15 protein-coding genes and 1 pseudogene are annotated in these 15,504 nt (G+C 60.4%); 12 read left to right on the top strand and 4 right to left on the bottom strand.

Annotated features, from left to right (window positions below; genetic code table 11):
* Positions 1-65 precede the first annotated feature (65 nt).
* A complete protein-coding gene (locus HHL08_RS19790) occupies positions 66-380 on the bottom strand; it encodes a hypothetical protein (RefSeq protein WP_169574738.1) in 315 nt (104 codons plus the stop codon).
* A gap of 92 nt (positions 381-472) precedes the next feature.
* On the opposite strand from HHL08_RS19790, the gene HHL08_RS19785 reads away from it, so the two are divergent.
* Both HHL08_RS19785 and HHL08_RS19780 read left to right on the top strand, forming a co-directional pair.
* The gene (locus HHL08_RS19785; protein WP_235955176.1) at positions 473-799 is read left to right on the top strand and encodes a hypothetical protein; all 327 of its coding nucleotides are present in this window, start codon (positions 473-475) and stop codon (positions 797-799) included.
* Positions 800-1,016: 217 nt separating this feature from the next.
* On the top strand, positions 1,017-1,577 hold the full coding sequence (locus HHL08_RS19780; RefSeq protein WP_169574737.1) for a YkgJ family cysteine cluster protein: 561 nt from the start codon (positions 1,017-1,019) through the stop codon (positions 1,575-1,577).
* Between the two features lie 53 nt (positions 1,578-1,630).
* Here the strand turns inward: HHL08_RS19780 and HHL08_RS19775 are convergent, their stop codons facing one another.
* Together HHL08_RS19775 and HHL08_RS19770 are read right to left on the bottom strand one after the other, a co-directional pair.
* The gene (locus tag HHL08_RS19775; protein ID WP_169574736.1) at positions 1,631-1,915 is read right to left on the bottom strand and encodes a Rossmann-fold NAD(P)-binding domain-containing protein; all 285 of its coding nucleotides are present in this window, start codon (positions 1,913-1,915) and stop codon (positions 1,631-1,633) included.
* A 179-nt stretch (positions 1,916-2,094) separates the two neighbouring features.
* Complete coding sequence (locus HHL08_RS19770) at positions 2,095-2,484, bottom strand: winged helix-turn-helix transcriptional regulator (RefSeq protein WP_235955175.1); 390 nt, start codon at positions 2,482-2,484, stop codon at positions 2,095-2,097.
* Positions 2,485-2,603: 119 nt separating this feature from the next.
* Between HHL08_RS19770 and HHL08_RS19765 the strand changes: the two genes are divergently transcribed.
* Together HHL08_RS19765 and HHL08_RS19760 are read left to right on the top strand one after the other, a co-directional pair.
* Positions 2,604-3,338, top strand: a complete 735-nt coding sequence (locus tag HHL08_RS19765; protein ID WP_169574734.1) for an SDR family NAD(P)-dependent oxidoreductase — start codon at positions 2,604-2,606, stop codon at positions 3,336-3,338.
* Positions 3,339-3,626: 288 nt separating this feature from the next.
* Positions 3,627-5,066 (top strand): annotated as a pseudogene (locus HHL08_RS19760) (IS1182 family transposase).
* A 167-nt stretch (positions 5,067-5,233) separates the two neighbouring features.
* Here the strand turns inward: HHL08_RS19760 and HHL08_RS19755 are convergent.
* The gene (locus HHL08_RS19755; RefSeq protein WP_408021796.1) at positions 5,234-6,802 is read right to left on the bottom strand and encodes a Na+/H+ antiporter; all 1,569 of its coding nucleotides are present in this window, start codon (positions 6,800-6,802) and stop codon (positions 5,234-5,236) included.
* Positions 6,803-7,124: 322 nt separating this feature from the next.
* Between HHL08_RS19755 and HHL08_RS19750 the strand changes: the two genes are divergently transcribed.
* The 8 genes from HHL08_RS19750 (at position 7,125) to HHL08_RS19715 (ending at position 15,443) form a co-directional block, all read left to right on the top strand.
* Positions 7,125-7,556 carry a MarR family winged helix-turn-helix transcriptional regulator gene (locus HHL08_RS19750; RefSeq protein WP_169574733.1) on the top strand — a complete coding sequence of 144 codons (432 nt, stop codon included), beginning with the start codon at positions 7,125-7,127 and terminating at the stop codon, positions 7,554-7,556.
* A 74-nt stretch (positions 7,557-7,630) separates the two neighbouring features.
* Positions 7,631-8,137, top strand: a complete 507-nt coding sequence (locus HHL08_RS19745) for a 2Fe-2S iron-sulfur cluster-binding protein (RefSeq protein WP_169574732.1) — start codon at positions 7,631-7,633, stop codon at positions 8,135-8,137.
* On the top strand, positions 8,134-9,120 hold the full coding sequence (locus HHL08_RS19740; protein ID WP_169574731.1) for an FAD binding domain-containing protein: 987 nt from the start codon (positions 8,134-8,136) through the stop codon (positions 9,118-9,120). Before HHL08_RS19745 ends, HHL08_RS19740 begins: the two co-directional genes overlap by 4 nt.
* Entirely contained in the window at positions 9,117-11,435 is a 2,319-nt protein-coding gene (locus HHL08_RS19735) for a xanthine dehydrogenase family protein molybdopterin-binding subunit (protein WP_169574730.1), read from the top strand. The genes HHL08_RS19740 and HHL08_RS19735 overlap by 4 nt, the downstream gene beginning before the upstream one ends.
* Positions 11,436-11,466: 31 nt before the next feature.
* The gene (locus tag HHL08_RS19730; protein WP_235955174.1) at positions 11,467-12,654 is read left to right on the top strand and encodes a metallophosphoesterase; all 1,188 of its coding nucleotides are present in this window, start codon (positions 11,467-11,469) and stop codon (positions 12,652-12,654) included.
* Between the two features lie 5 nt (positions 12,655-12,659).
* Complete coding sequence (locus tag HHL08_RS19725) at positions 12,660-12,866, top strand: hypothetical protein (RefSeq protein ID WP_169574729.1); 207 nt, start codon at positions 12,660-12,662, stop codon at positions 12,864-12,866.
* 74 nt (positions 12,867-12,940) lie between these two features.
* On the top strand, positions 12,941-13,783 hold the full coding sequence (locus HHL08_RS19720; protein WP_235955179.1) for a DUF3667 domain-containing protein: 843 nt from the start codon (positions 12,941-12,943) through the stop codon (positions 13,781-13,783).
* Positions 13,784-13,925: 142 nt separating this feature from the next.
* Positions 13,926-15,443, top strand: a complete 1,518-nt coding sequence (locus HHL08_RS19715) for a TPM domain-containing protein (RefSeq protein WP_169574727.1) — start codon at positions 13,926-13,928, stop codon at positions 15,441-15,443.
* Positions 15,444-15,504: the final 61 nt, after the last annotated feature.

The raw sequence follows: 15,504 nt of genomic DNA, 5'->3' as shown, positions 1-15,504 counted from the left end.
TCCGCTGGTATTCGCAATCCCTTGAGGGGTCACGCAGTCGAGCAGCCTTTCAGATGAAAGGACTGCTATGCCGCTTTGACAATCTGAAGCGAATAGCTGCGGTCGAGCAGAGAACCCATCCAGTTTCGTATACCAAGTGGCAGGGCCATTACTGGAACCAGGGTTCTAATCTGGAAGCACCTGTTACGCGGCTTTTGCCAGACGCGTGCAAACTTCCTGACATCGATAAAAGGTGCGACTGGCGAGCGCACGCCATGCAGGACCAGGCGCTGGAGCCGCAACCAGCCATCGTGATAGGGCGTCATCATACCAAATAGAGCGGCCATGCTGATCGCCACCCAGAAGAGTATCCAGACCAGTGGTCCGGGATCGAGGATCAACGCACCACAGAAGACCAAAGCGCACAGCGCGGCGAGGCTTCCCTGCCATCGCTGCCAGATGCTCCCCCGGCAAAGGACGAGACGAGCAGGGCATGAGGATTGTCCCGGTCGCGGCAAGCGGCGTCGAGGATAACGCCCAATATGTCATGCGGGCGATGGCAGCACTCACCGGAGGGCGCTATATTTTACTTCCCGACGATAGTGGTATCGGCAACGGACATGCAAAGCCGGATATCTCCTGCTATGTCGTGACTCGGCTGGACCAACTGATTTCGCCTGTGCTCGCGGGAATCGTGGAAGGACATCGCGTCGAACCGGAGCAGCGCGAGATTATTCGGACAGTGGGCAGCTATGATCGGGGTCGATGTGGGACGACACAATTACAGCGCGCCAATGTATTGGCCGAGCATCGGGGCTAATATTTCTTTGGCTTGGGCTCGCTAGCGGACTGTCTGCTCCCGGTGAAAGAAATTTTTGCTGCTGAACGTCTCCAAAGGTCCAGCCAACGTCGTCAAGGTCCGGATTGTGGTCGACTGTAGCATCGGTGTCGGTGCCGCTCGTTTGGAACTATTCTGCGCGATTGCGCGCGCCCGACCCTACTTGCATTCTAGGCGAGCTCCGGGCACCTCAGCCCGCATGCGCGCTGAGGAAGATCTCGAAACTACGTTGCTAGGCCCAGTCCTCCCTGACCGGGGGTGTGGCGACTGCACGATCTGTTGCACTATCCTCACCGTCGATACGCCTGATTTCAAAAAGCCGGGCGGAACCCATTGTACGCATCTGACGGAGCAAGGGTGCAGCATTCATGCCGTACGTCCGCATATTTGCCGAAACTGGTTTTGCGGCTGGCGCAGGATGACGGAGTTGCCTGACGAGGCCCGTCCGGACCGATCCGGCATTTTGGTGTCGCTCGATTTTGTCCGTGAGCCACGGAATTGCTTCGAAGGCGTATCGATCATGGTCCGCTTGCTCCCCGGCAGCGAGGCGATCGAAAATAGCATGGCCGGCACCATCCTCGACGGCGTGTGCGATGAGTTGGTGCCGGTTTGGTTCACCGATGGATCAAAGAAGATGCTGATGCACCCCGACAAAAACGTCGCCAGCTTCGTCTTGTCGGGAGAGACAGCGCCTGCGCATTTGAGAGCCGAAGTGGCCGCCTGGCGAGAGCGCTACGCCGCATTCGCGACCAAGAGGTAGCCTTGGACACCTGATTTTGGACTGGCTGCGAGTGGCTGGAAAAAGCCCGAAGATTAGGCTCTCGGCCGGCTGCGCGGTTGGCCGCTGGCACCGACCGTCACGCCCGTAAGCGCCTCGATCGCCGCAATCAGGCGATCCCCATGGTCGGGGCTCGCCGCAGAAGTCGGCGGCTCCTTACGCTGCATGGCCTGCCAATAGCCGCCACTGGTCCGCGCCGCGTCGTCCTCGCTCGCAGCGAGCCAACTCTGCGTTGCCCGACCAGTCAGGATGTCGACGGGTGCCGATGCACCGCCCATGTGGGTGCGCACCCAACCCGGATCGACAGCATTGCTGAGCACGCCGGGCCAGTGTCACGCCACCGCGAAGGCAAGCGCGATGATCTGCATGCATGTCCGGCGGCAAACAGTGGCTATGCGGCACCCAAGCCCAGGCCGGTGGAAACGCCGGTGATGAGTATCCTCGCCATATCGACTCTTTGCCAGGCCATTCTCGTTGGTCCGACAAGGCGAGAAACGCATCAAGCCGATTTGCGCCGCCAGCCATCGCGCTCGGCGAAAATCCTCTGCACTTCCGCGATATTTTCGGTGCCCCAGCTGCATAGCGGTTCAAGCGCCTGGGCGAGGCTGTAGCCCAGGGGTGTCAGCATATAATCGACCCGCGGTGGCACCTCCTTGTAATCAGTGCGCAGAAGTATTCCGTCGGCCTCCAATTCCTTCAATTGCTGGATCAGCACCTTATCGCTCACGTCGCGGATCGCGCGTTTGAGGGTGCCGTAGCGGTTGGGCCCTTGGAGCAGGAAATAGAGGATCAACGGCTTCCATTTGCCGGCAATGACCTTGAGCGTCGCATCGAGACCGCAGGTGAAATTGGGGGCACCGGCTCCGGTCGAGCGTGCCCCTGCGATCAATGAAGGACTGGGTGCCGGTTCAGGCCCTTTTGACATTTTTGATACTTACCTAAAGGTGCATACTTGTCTCTAGGTAGGTCGGCCGCCAGCTATGTGCAACCTTAGATTTGGAGGCACTTATGAACAGACTGGAAGGCAAGACCGCCATCATCACCGGCGGCGGCACGGGCATTGGCCTGGCATCGGCCAAGCGCTTCATCGCGGAGGGCGCGTTCGTCTACATCTTCGGGCGTCGACAAGAAAAGCTCGACGCCGCCCTGCGCGAACTTGGGTCCAACGCCCGCGCCGTGGCCGGTTCGGTCGCCGACCCAGCCGATCTCGATCGCCTGTTCGAGACAGTGAAGGCCGAACGCGAATCGATAGGCATCCTCTTCGCCAATGCCGGAACGGGCGCGCTGGTGCCGCTGCCGGACATCACGCCCGATCATTATAGCGAGACCTTCGACGTCAATGTGAAGGGCACCATCCTCACCGTGCAGAAAGGGCTGAAGCTCATGGGCACAGGTGGTTCGATCATCCTGACTGGATCGACCACGGGCGTGATGGGAACGCCGGCCTTCAGTATCTACGGCGCGTCCAAAGCGGCCGTGCGCAACCTCGCGCGAAGCTGGGCGCTGGATCTGCGTGGCACCGGAATCCGCGTCAATGTGCTTTCGCCCGGGCCAACGCTGACCGAACTGGCGGCCGAGGTCGTCGGCAGGGACGCCATGATCGAGATGGGCGCGACGACGCCGATCGGTCATGTCGGTGATCCGTCTGAAGTGGCGGCCGCTGCAGCTTTCCTGGCCTCATCCGACAGCAGCTTCATGACCGGAAGCGAGCTATTCACCGATGGCGGACTAGCTCAGATCTAGGCCCTCCACGCGCTGGTTTCACGTCGGCTTGCTTTAAGGCAAGCCGACGCCCGGCATCGGAAAAGGCAAATTGCGCGCAGACCGCCAATCCATCTGATTCTTTGATCGATGGCTCCTGCTTTTTCAAATGTGCCTCTTGGGCTGAACGATTGCGACACAGCCAGAATGCGATAGCGGACAGGCTGGAACTGGATTCGAGAAATCTTCTGCTAAACGGCCGACTTGGATCGAGGCTGTGTAAAACGCCGTTTTATGGTAGAGTTTTCCGGGATCTCGGGAGGCTTACCGATGGGCCGTTTCGTGGAAGAACAAGACCGCCGACAGGATTTTTTATTGCCGGCATCGCTCGATGATTATGTAGCTGAAGATAACCCGGTTCGGGTCGTTGAGGCGTTTATCGACGAGTTGGATCTGGTGGCAGTTGGTTTTGCCGGGGCAAACCCAGCGCCTACCGGGCGCCCAGCCTATCATCCTTCGACGATGCTCAAGATCTACCGCTACGGCTATCTGAACCGGATCCAGTCTAGCCGACGACTGGAGCGTGAAGCGCAGCGCAATGTCGAGTTGATGTGGCTGACCGGTCGATTGGCACCGGACTTCAAGATGATAGCCAACTTTCGACGGGATAATGGTGCAGCGATCCGGGCGGTGTGCAGCCAGTTTGTGGCTCTGTGTCGACAGTTGAGGCTGTTCGGACAGGCAACCGTTGCGATCGACGGCAGCAAGTTCAAAGCCGTGAACAACCGGGATCGCAACTACACAAAACACATAGCGGCCAAGCGGATCGAACAGGTTGAGGCCAGTATCGAGCGGTACCTTGCGGCCCTCGATCGTGCCGATCGTGAGGCCAGCGACGTTCCGCAAGCGCGGGTTGATCAGATCCGAGAAAAGATCGCGGGCTTGCGCGGCCAGATGCGTTTCTTGAAGGAAATGGCCGCACAGGTCGAGGCTGCGCCCGATCATCAGGTGTCGCTGACCGATCCGGATGCCAGGTCCATGAACAGCAGTGGTCGCGGCACTGGCATTGTCGGCTACAACCTGCAGGCAGCAGTGGATGCCGAATACCACCTCTTTGTCGCGCATGAAGTGGTGAACGAGGGCAATGACCGGGCACAGCTCGCGCCGATGGGTCGGCAAGCGCAAGCCGCCATCGGCGCGCCTGAAATCACCGTCCTGGCGGATCGCGACTATATGAACGGCGAACAGGTAATGGAATGCGAAGGCACCGGCATTTTACCCTGCGTGCCCAGAACCGACACGTCCGGCTAGGCGCAGCGCGGTTTATTTACCAAGGCCGGCTTCGTGTACGACGCCGACCATGACCATTATACCTGCCCGGCAGGGGAATATCTGACCAAGGCGCGTCCGCGGTTGGATCATCACGGCGACATCGACCATTACCGCAACCTGAGCGCCTGCCAGAGCTGCGCTTTGCGACCGCGCTGCACCACTGAATATGTGAAGCGCGTCAAACGATGGAAGCATGAAGCGGTGATCGATGCCATGCAGAAGCGATTGGACCTGTTACCCAATGCCATGGGGATCCGACGCCAGACTATCGAACATGTCTTTGGCACGCTCAAATCCTGGATGGGCAGCACCCACTTCCTGACCAGGACGCTCAAAAACGTCAGAACCGAGATGAGTTTGTGCGTGCTGGCCTACAATATGAAGCGGATGATCCAGATCATGGGCATTCAGCCACTCATTGCAGTGATCCGCACCTGAAAAGCCGATGCGAAGGCCGGGCATTCCGCCACCGCGGCCTCCCGATACTACCGCGCGACTTCCACCTCGGGAGCGTTTCTACACAGCCTCGGTCGATAACGAACGCCTGGCCCCCAGTCGAACTTGACCGGCCTCTCAAATAAGCCGTGAGGCGCTTTCACCGAAAACTAGATCCGGAAGCGAACCTCCAACAGATCAAGTTCGCGTATCAATTTTTGCGCAACCTCGCTCCCAATTGAACGGTTGCGGGTCATTAGGAATATGGCATCCCGTTCGGCCTTCAGCCCCGCTAGTCGCAGGTCGCGTTCCACCAGGGCGTATTTGCGGGTTTCGTGCGTATCGCCGCTTTGCTGAATCCGGCTGTCGATTCTTTCGCGATACAGGTCCATGATGCGGGCACCGGCGGCGGCATAGATGTCGGCATCGTTGCGTCCCTGCGCCATTTGGTGCTGCACATTCTCAATCGCGCTGATCGCGGCCTGCGCAGCGGCGACACGCGCTTCATCTTCTTCCGCCTGCTTCGATGGTTCGGCGGGCATGGTCAGCCCGTGCAGCAGCAGAGGCAATCCGATACTGGCCAGGATGAGAGAGACGATGATGACGCCCGCGGCGAGGAAGATCGCCAGGTCGCGCGCGGGAAAAGCGGTCCCATCGGTCAGCGTCAGCGGGATGGTCAACACACCCGCCAACGTGATCGCGCCGCGTACACCGGCAAAGGACATTGCGGCGACCAGACGCCAGTCGGGTCGACGATAGGGCATGTCGTAGCGCGCACGGAAAAGGGTCAGTCGGAAGGATATCCACACCCATGCGAAGCGCAGCGCGGCCAGCGCCAGCATGATCGCCAAAACATAGATGCCCAGCCACCAGGGATTGGTATGATTGGTCAGGCGCACGGTCTGCTTGGCGGCGGCGAGGATGCCAGGCAATTGTTCACCCAGCAAAACGAAGATAATGCCGTTGAGCGCAAACTGGAGCGTGTCCCATACCGAATTGCGGCGCATACGGGTGGCGGGCAGCGCCTGCCGGCTTATCTCCGCGAACGTCATGGTCACGCCCGCGGCGACGGCTGCAAGGATGCCGGAGCAATGAAGATGCTCCGCCAATATATAGGCGGCGAAGGGGATGAGCACGCTGATAAGGATCTGCGATCCGGTATCCTCGCCGAATCTCTCCGATATCCATGCTTTCGTTCGCGTGACCATCAATGTCACGGCGACGCCGATGGCAATTCCGCCGATGGCAAGCCACAGGAAGGTGAGGCTCGCCTCGCCCACGGAAAAGCTGCCCGTCAGCGCCGCCGCAATGGCAAAGCGCAGGCAAACGAGGCCGGATGCGTCATTGAGGAGGGATTCGCCTTCCAATATATGCATCATCCGCTTGGGAATGGGGACGCGCGCCGCGATGGCGGACACTGCAATAGGATCGGTCGGCGAGATCACGGCGGCCAGTGCGAAGCAGACGGCCAGCGGCATCGCGGGAATGAGCCAGTCGATGAAGAAGCCGACACCCACGACGGTGAGCAGTACGAGCCCGAGCGCCAGTTCGAAGACGGTGGCGACGTCCTTGAGCAGTTCATCCTTGGGAATGCGCCAACCGTCCAGGAAAAGCAGGGGCGGAAGGAAAAGCAGCAGAAAGAGTTCGGGATCGAGCGCTACACGCAGGTTGGAGACAAGGCCGATCAGGAAGCCGAGCGCAATCTGAACAAGTGGTGTTGGCAGAGCGATGGGCAGCATGCGCGAAATGGCGCCGCTGACGACAACAGCAACCAACAATATCAGAATGATCGAAACGATTTCCAAGCAGGCGCTCCATGGAACTTGATGGTGATGCGGTGCCCATGAGAACTCGCCCTTGCCGGGATACCCGTCGATGTGCGCGCGGTCATCCTCCAATTTCGACAAAGGCCAATTTCCGAAGTCAATAAGAAGCGGAAGGACCGCTATTGGCGAGCAAAATCTGATCGCTGAAGGTCGATGATGGGTCGACCATGTTGGTCACAAACTTATGCTCCAGGCCATCTAGCCATAAGCAGGCATGGCGCGTTATGCGATCGCTATGACAAAGCCGACCGACGACCAACTCGCCACGCTGGGCTCTGCGTTCGAAACCTTCACGCGCCGTTACAAGCTGGCCGAAGCTATCAGCGCGGAAAAACCTCTGAACGAACTCGACAAGCAGACGCTTTTCTATGTCGCCCAGCATCCTGCCTGCGGACCGAGCGACGTGGCGCGCTTTTTGGGCACGGCCAATACCACGGTTTCGTCCGCGACCGACCGGCTAGTCAAGCGTGGCCTGCTCAAACGCGCCCGTGTCGAAAAGGATCGCCGCGCCGTTGCCTTGGAACTTACTGGTGAAGGCCAGTCTTATGTCACCGTCCAGTGCAAGACGTATCGGGACATGTACCGGCTGATGCTGGAGCGGCTGGCGCCGGAAGAGCGCGATCCGTTCATCGCACTGATTACGAAAATCGTATATAACGATGATTGAATAATACGACATTCGTTTTACTTAGGAGAGCAGCGCGCGGTCGCATTACTGGCGACGAATGAGGAGCAAGCCCCATGACGATTAAGGTCAACGGACAGGATTTTCCGCCTCCAGACGATGCGCGCGTATCGCTGCTCGACCTGTTGCGGGAGCAGTTGCACCTGACCGGCACGAAGGTCGGCTGTAATCAAGGGGCCTGCGGAGCGTGCACTGTGCTGCTGGACAGCAGGCGCGTCCTCTCCTGCCTCACCCTGGCGGTACAGGCGGACGGGCGATCCGTGACAACGATCGAGGGGCTGGGTACGGCCGAGGCTCTGCATCCGCTGCAAGCCGCGTTTATCGAGCATGACGGCTTCCAGTGCGGCTATTGCACGCCGGGCCAGATCTGCGCGGCGACAGCCATGCTGGAAGAGGTGGCTGCGGGCATGCCAAGCTATCTCACCGTCGATCTTGCGGCGGATCGCATCACCCTTTCGCGGGAGGAAGTGCAGGAGCGGATGAGCGGTAATCTGTGCCGCTGCGGCGCGCATAACGGGATCATCGACGCGATTCTCGACGTTGCCGGGGAGCACCGACCATGAACCCCATCAGCTATTCCCGCGCGGCTTCGGTCGCGGACGCGCTGCACATGGCGGGCGGGCAGGGTGCGCGCCTGCTCGGCGGCGGCACCAATCTGGTCGATCTAATGCGCAAGGGGGTCGACACGCCGTCGCAGCTTGTCGACGTCACGGCGCTGCCGGACGGGATAGATCGGGCGGAGGATGGCGGCCTTATCATCGGCGCGGCAGCGCGCAACAGCGCGGTTGCGGCGCATCCTCTCGTCCGGTCCGGTTATCCGATGCTGGCGCGCGCCATATTGGCCGCAGCATCGGCGCAGGTTCGCAACATGGCGACCGTCGGCGGAAATGTCATGCAGCGGACGCGGTGCCTGTACTTCAACGACGTGGCAGGCGCGCGCTGCAACAAGCGGGTGCCCGGCAGCGGGTGCGACGCCATTGGCGGTTTCAACCGCTATCATGCCATATTGGGCGGCTCGGACGCCTGCATCGCCACCCATCCCTCGGACATGTGCGTCGCTCTCGCCGCCCTGGATGGTCAGGTGCATATCGCGGGTCCAGCAGGCGAACGCACCGTCCCCCTCGTTGCCTTCCACCGCCTGCCGGGCGAACGGCCCGACATCGAGACGGTGCTCGACCCCACGGAGATCGTCGTCGCGATCACACTCCCGCCATCCCCTTTCGCCGCACGCTCGGCCTATCGCAAGGTACGCGACAGGGCGAGCTATGCCTTCGCCCTTGTCTCGGTCGCGGTAGGGCTGACAATGCGCGAAGACAGGGTCGATGCCATAAGTGTTGCGTTCGGCGGTATCGCGCCCAAGCCGTGGCGGGCGGCCCGGATAGAGGACGCCCTGCGCGGCGCATCGCTCTCGCCGTCTGCGATAGAGAAAGCATTCGAGGCGGAATTCGCTGACGCGACGCTGTTGCCGGGCAATGGCTTCAAGCGTGGACTGGCGAAACGAACCCTGTCCGCCATGCTCACCGAACTGGGGGGACCCGCCCAATGACCAAGATCCAGAACGCTGTGATCGGCTCGGTTCGGACCGTCATCGGCTGGGTTCCCGCAGGCTGGCTGCCAGGTGGCTCGCCCGATCCGCTGATAGAACGCCGGGCCGCGATCGGGCGGCAGGCTTCGCGACTGGACGGACCATTGAAGGTCACAGGAGAGGCGCGCTTTGCCGCCGAAGTGGCGGTGGACAATCTTTCTTATGCCGCGCTGGTGCACAGCCCGATCACCCGGGGCCGCATCATGCGGCTGGACACGGATGCGGCGGATGCGGCGCCCGGCGTGATCCTGGTCGTGACGCATCGGAACATGCCGCGGCTTGGCACCCTGGCGCTGATCGGCATGAGCGACATGTCCGCCATCGGGAACAGCGATCTGCCGATCCTGCAGGACGCGCAGGTCCATTATAATGGTCAAGTCGTCGCGGCCGTGATCGCAGAAACCCAAGAACAGGCCGATCACGCCGTCTCGCTGATCATGATCGATTACACGGCCGAACCGGCAAAGACCCTCTTCGAGGAGGCCAAGGCGACGGCCCGGACTCCCGCATCCGTCCTGATTGAGAAGAACCATGTCACGGTCGGCAATGCCGAGCGCGAACTGTCGCGGTCAGCCCATATCGTCGACAATGTCTATCGGACGCCGCCGCACAATCACAATGCTATCGAACTGCACACTGTCACCGCCATGTGGGAGGGCGATGGCCTGCTGGTGCATGACACGACGCAGATGGTCGCGCCAAGCGCGACGGCGCTAGCCAAGCTCTTCGGCCTGAAGAGGGAACAGGTGCGCGTACTTTCGCCCTTCGTCGGCGGCGGCTTCGGTGGGAAAGGCATGTGGGATCACCAGATCGTTGCCGTCGCCGTGGCGCGGATGGTGGGACGCCCGGTGCGCCTGACGCTCAGTCGGGAGGGCGTCTACCGCATCATAGGCGGCCGGACCCCGTCCGAACAGCGTGTCGCCATTGGCGCAGATGCAGCGGGCAGGTTCACCGCGCTGATCCATAGCGGCTATTCGGTTATGCCGCCTTATGGCGCCTGCCCTGAGCAATATACGCTCGGTTCGCGGGCGATCTATGACGCAAAGAGCTTTGAATTTCTTCAGCGCCATGTTGATCTAGACATTGTGCCCAACACCTTCATGCGCGCGCCTGGCGAGGCGATCGGCACTTTCGCGGTAGAAAGCGCGGTCGATGAGATGGCACATGCTATGGGCGTTGATCCGATCGACATGCGCATGGCCAATATCGCCGAGCGGCATCCAGTTTCCGGCGCTCCCTTTTCTCAGCATGCGCTGAAGCAGGCTTTTACCGACGGTGCCGAACGGTTCGGATGGAACCGGCGGGTGGCGGAGCCAGGTTCGCGACGCGAGGGCGAATGGCGGATCGGCATAGGCTGCGCGGCGGGTAGCTTTCCCTATGCACGGATGCCGGGTGCCAATGTCCGCATCACGCTGCATGGTGACGGGTCGGCGACCATTGCCTGCTCCGCGCAGGAAATGGGGATGGGCACGGCCACGGTCCAGGTGCAGCACGCGGCCGACCGGCTCGGGCTACCGCTGGAGGCGATCCGATTCGAACTGGGCGATTCAGACCTGCCCGCATCGCCTATGGCGGGCGGATCGTCGCAGACGGCTTCCGTCGCCGGAGCGATCATTGCCGCTGCGGAAAAGCTGACGGGCGAGATGCTGCGTCTGGCGGGCAATGCCAGCCCCGTCGCTGGTCTGCGCGCGGGCGAGGTTCGACTCACCGATGGCGGCATCGCCAGCATTGCCGATCCGTCGCGGCATGACAGTTTCGAATCCATCCTTGCACGGGCTGCGCGGGACGACATGACCGTGACCGCGGCAGGCAGCATGCCGCTCGAAATGTTCAAATTCGCCATGCACAGCACATCCGCCGTCTTCTGTGAACTGCGCGTCAGCGATGTGACCGGGGAAGTGCGCGTCGATCGGCTCCTGGGCTCCTTCGATTGCGGCACGATCCTCAATCCCAAGACCGCGGCCAGCCAATTCCGGGGCGGCATGATCATGGGCCTCGGCCTTGCCCTCACCGAGGAAACCTTGTTCGACGGGCGCAGCGGCAGGATCATGAATGCCTCACTGGCCGACTATCACATCCCGACCCATCTGGACGTGCCACAGATAGACGTGATGTGGACGGATATTCCCGATCCCCGGTCGCCACTGGGTGCGCGGGGCATCGGGGAGATCGGCATAACGGGAGTCGGTGCCGCAGTGGCGAACGCGGTGTTCAACGCGACTGGCAAGCGAGTGCGCGACCTGCCGATAACATTGGACAAGCTGCTGCCGGATTGAAGTGCGGTATCCGCGCCTGCCTTATTTCGACTTGCCAGCCCTAATGGCGCGGGCAGCATCCCATGCGCCGACCCTCGTCAATGTCACCGGAGCAAATTTCATTTCCCACCTGATTTTCGCACTGCCCTCCGTGCTCGTCATCACGCGCTTCCTGTGGCCTCTGCCATGGCCGCTGGCAGCGAAGATCGTTATCGCGGTGCTGATGCTGGTCGCTTCGCAGTTCCAATATTGGAGCAAGCTGTCGTCCGGATCGATCTTCGCGCCGGAGTTCCCGCGCGCCACCATCATCCTGTTCAACTGGGCGGGCGGCGCGATCCTGTTCCTCGCGCTGATGCAGGTGCTCGCCGATGTAGCTATGCTCGCGCTGTGGCTGGCAGCGGGGCGAACAGCCGCGATGGCCATCGAAATTCGCTATGCAATGGCTGCCGCGGCCATGACCCTTGCCGGTGTCGGTGTGTACAATGCGACGCGGGTTCCATCACTTAAGGATGTGAGGATCGATATTGCCGGGCTGCCGCCACAGTTCGACGGCTACACCCTGGTGCAACTGACCGACCTGCACATCAGCCGGCTGTTTCCGGCCGCATGGACGAGGGCCGTTGTCGATCGCACGAATGGGCTTAATGTCGACCTGATCGTCATAACAGGCGACGTCATCGACGGCAGCCTTGCGATGCGCCGGGCGGATGTCGAACCTTTGCGCGACCTAAGCGCGCGTGATGGCGTGTTCATGAGTCCGGGCAACCATGAATATTTTCTCGGCTATCAGGAATGGATGCGGCATTTCGCTGAAATGGGTCTGCACATCCTGGCCAATGACCATGTGGTTCTCCGCCGTCAGGGCGGCAACCTCGTACTCGCCGGCGTGACGGACAGGACGGCTCCGGCGACGGGGATGCCGCCACCGGATTTGGCAGCCGCCTTGGCTGGTGCGCCGACAGGCGCGCCCATTCTCCTGCTCGACCACCAGCCCGGTCCAGCACGCATGGCGGCGGCGCGCGGCGTTTCGCTTCAGCTGTCCGGCCACACCCATGGCGGCATGATCTCTGGACTGGATCGCCTTGTGGCGATGGGAAATAGTGGCTTCGTGTCCGGACACTATATGGTCGACGGGATGACGCTATATGTGAACAATGGGACTGGTATATGGCCTGGATTTGCAATGCGTCTGGGCCGTCCCGCCGAACTCACTCGGATTACGCTTCACAGGAAATCCTGACGGGCATGGCCGACGCCGGTCACCCTCGGGGGGCGATCTTCCAAAAGCGATCTTTTCTCAACGTCGAGGGAGCGATTGGTTCTCACCAACACCTGATGGAACCCGGACTGCCCGCATCTTGGGAGCAAAAACTGGTCATGGAGCGGCCGATAAGGGTCGATAATGGAGTCTGGGACATCGGCTGCAGCGCGGATGAACGGCAGGCCTCGTAATGTTATGCAACCGTAAAGCCTAACACGGCGTTTTAGGATCGTGGCACAGCGAACCATCATGGCGAGCGGATTTGATGCTTAATATCCGTCGGAAGATTGCCGAAACTCTTGGCATGAAAGCATCAACGGCCACCGCTATCCCAGATGGTCCGGTAAGTGACGACTGGTTTGGGCGAGACGTGTGTCGTAATTGTGGTGCCGCCACGCCCACGCCTTATTGCGGTCAATGCGGACAAAAAGCAGCGCATCGTTTTGTCTGGCGCGACATCCGTAACGAAAGCTGGGACAGGATACGCCTGTTCGAAATCCAGTCGGTACGCACATTAGGTCGTCTGTTTTTTTCGCCCGGGACCGTCGCACGAGAATATGTGTTGGGGCGCCGAGCGGCGCACATGCATCCACTCAAGCTGCTTTTGGCGCTCGTCGCCATTCTCGTCCTTCTGCTCGCCGCCAACCAATATTTCGGCCATTATAGCTACGCCGGTCGCGATGTGGTTGTTGACCGCATGGCGCAGCGGGTGATGGCGTTCGCCAATTGGAGCTTTTCGCTGGGCATCCTCGCGATTTTTGCGGGCGGATGGATCGTATTGGGTCGCCGCCTTGGCTACAACGTCATCGAGCAGGCAATTCTTGCCATCTACTGCCAATCGATCATCCTGGCGCTGATTATCATAAACCTTTTGCCGACGCTCATCTGGCGCAGTCCGGAATTCATCCTGTGGCACAAGAGCGCGTCACAATATTATGTGCCCATGTTCAAGCTGCTTATCGTGGCAGTAGCCTATCGCCAGTTCTTCCTAATCGAAATCAAGTCCGATTGGCTGAAGTTATTTTCGGCTTGCCTCATTTACGCGACGATCAATTGGGTTTTGTTGCGGATCTATGCGTTCGGAATTTTCTGGCTGGTGAGCCGCTGACGAGGGAGAGGAACATATGCGACGCATAGTCCTGGCATCGACGACGGCGGCAGCCGCGCTCCTGCTTAATGGGTGCGACAAAGGCGGCGGGGCAGATGGCGCGCTGTCAGGTGCCGATAAGGTCGAGGCGATTGCATCCACGTTGCAGGCCTGTTCCTATGACGGCGAACCGATCAAGGCACAGGCTTCGGCACTTTCCGGCGGCGCGCCCCAAGATTGCGCCAGCGCCGTATCCCGCATCATGGGCTATACAGGCCTTCCCGCCAACTTCGTCGTCGTATCCGGCCCGGTTCCCAATGCCGCCGCGGTCATCCTGCTGGACGACAATCGGGTGCCGCGTCGCGTCATCGCATTCAATCCCCAGTTTATGAAAGCCGCTGAAGCCCAAGTGGGTGGGAGCCCATGGGGGCCCATCAGCATCATGGCGCATGAGATTGCGCATCATCTGTCGGGCCATACGATCGTACCTGGCGGCAGTCGCCCGGAGATCGAACTGGAGGCCGACAAATTCAGCGGGTATGTCCTGCAAAAGATGGGGGCGCCGCTTGCCGCTGCGCAGCAGATGATCCTCTCAGTGGGCACCAGTCACGGTACGCTAACCCACCCGGCCAAAGGGCAGCGCGCAGAAGCGATTAAGCAGGGCTGGGCGCAATCTTGTATGCAAGCAGGCGGAACGGGTTGCCCGGGTGGCACAGCCGCCGCGATAAAAACGCCCGGGTCGGGCTTGACCGCCGACAGCCTGCCCTCCCTTGACGCATCCAACGGGTCGCTGGTCACCAATGGATCAACGCCTGGTCGTGCTCTGCCCAACCCTGGTTCGATTCCGTTCAAATATGGTCGCTTCATCATTGACGAGACTGGAAGGCTCGACCCGGCACGGGTTAAAGTGATGGAGCAACGGCTTTATCGCCTTGCCAAGGATGTCGGCGTGGAAATGAGTTTTCTGGTCGTCAACGATCTCAAGGGAATGAGCCCGGACGATTATGCGTGGGCCATGATGCGGCAGTTGCGGATCGGCAAGCTGGATGTGGGCAATGGCGCCGTCGTAGTGGTTGCGCCCCGACAGGGTCAAGCGGCAGTCGCATTCGGCCCAGGCCTCGCCAAGGAAGCCGAATTTTCCGACCCTAAGAAGCAGTTGTTGCAATGGATCGGCGCAGCTTGGCCCAATTGCGAGGATGCGGATGGCTGCGCTGGCTGGACCGACGCACTTTTTACGAATTTCAACGGGACATTGTTTTGGGCGGAACGAAGCAAGTGGACTATTCAGTTCCAGACATTGGGCGAGCTGCTCGCGCATTATAAGCGGGTCGATGATGATCGAACACGCACCAAGCGTGCGTTTAATCCAGATACCGATCAGCCCAATGGCAACCTCATTCGCGTGACGGGGCGAATCACGAGCCTCAAGGCACCTACAGGCGTGGGTCAGGCGAACGCGCGGCTGCTGGGTGGCAAGCTTGGCTACACGGCTGTCAGTATGACGACAGACGATGGGCATGATGTGGTGCTTTACGTGGCTCCGCACCTCTCACCCCTAATGCCATCCGGGGCAATCAAGGCCGACACCAAATATACGATGGTTGGTCGTCTCCAAAGTACGGGGGATAAGGAGAGTAAGCAGGCGTCATCAATGTGGCTGTTCAGCTATGATCCGGTTTAAGGATGTCACAGATTTTTTGCCTTTAAGAGTGCTCAATTCGCAATATGCTATTACTGGTTAG

This window comes from Sphingobium psychrophilum, assembly GCF_012927105.1.
GTDB lineage: Bacteria > Pseudomonadota > Alphaproteobacteria > Sphingomonadales > Sphingomonadaceae > Sphingobium > Sphingobium psychrophilum.
This window is presented reverse-complemented; position numbering and strand designations above follow the sequence as displayed.

Bases quoted from the DNA above. Each gene is read 5' to 3' on its own strand.
- HHL08_RS19735 (WP_169574730.1), top strand. From the start codon at position 9,117: ATGACCAAGATCCAGAACGCTGTGATCGGCTCGGTTCGGACCGTCATC.
- HHL08_RS19740 (WP_169574731.1), top strand. From the start codon at position 8,134: ATGAACCCCATCAGCTATTCCCGCGCGGCTTCGGTCGCGGACGCGCTG.
- HHL08_RS19750 (WP_169574733.1), top strand. From the start codon at position 7,125: ATGACAAAGCCGACCGACGACCAACTCGCCACGCTGGGCTCTGCGTTC.
- HHL08_RS19725 (WP_169574729.1), top strand. From the start codon at position 12,660: ATGGCCGACGCCGGTCACCCTCGGGGGGCGATCTTCCAAAAGCGATCT.
- HHL08_RS19785 (WP_235955176.1), top strand. From the start codon at position 473: ATGAGGATTGTCCCGGTCGCGGCAAGCGGCGTCGAGGATAACGCCCAA.
- HHL08_RS19745 (WP_169574732.1), top strand. From the start codon at position 7,631: ATGACGATTAAGGTCAACGGACAGGATTTTCCGCCTCCAGACGATGCG.
- HHL08_RS19720 (WP_235955179.1), top strand. From the start codon at position 12,941: ATGCTTAATATCCGTCGGAAGATTGCCGAAACTCTTGGCATGAAAGCA.
- HHL08_RS19765 (WP_169574734.1), top strand. From the start codon at position 2,604: ATGAACAGACTGGAAGGCAAGACCGCCATCATCACCGGCGGCGGCACG.
- HHL08_RS19755 (WP_408021796.1), bottom strand. From the start codon at position 6,802: ATGCTGCCCATCGCTCTGCCAACACCACTTGTTCAGATTGCGCTCGGC.
- HHL08_RS19780 (WP_169574737.1), top strand. From the start codon at position 1,017: ATGCGCGCTGAGGAAGATCTCGAAACTACGTTGCTAGGCCCAGTCCTC.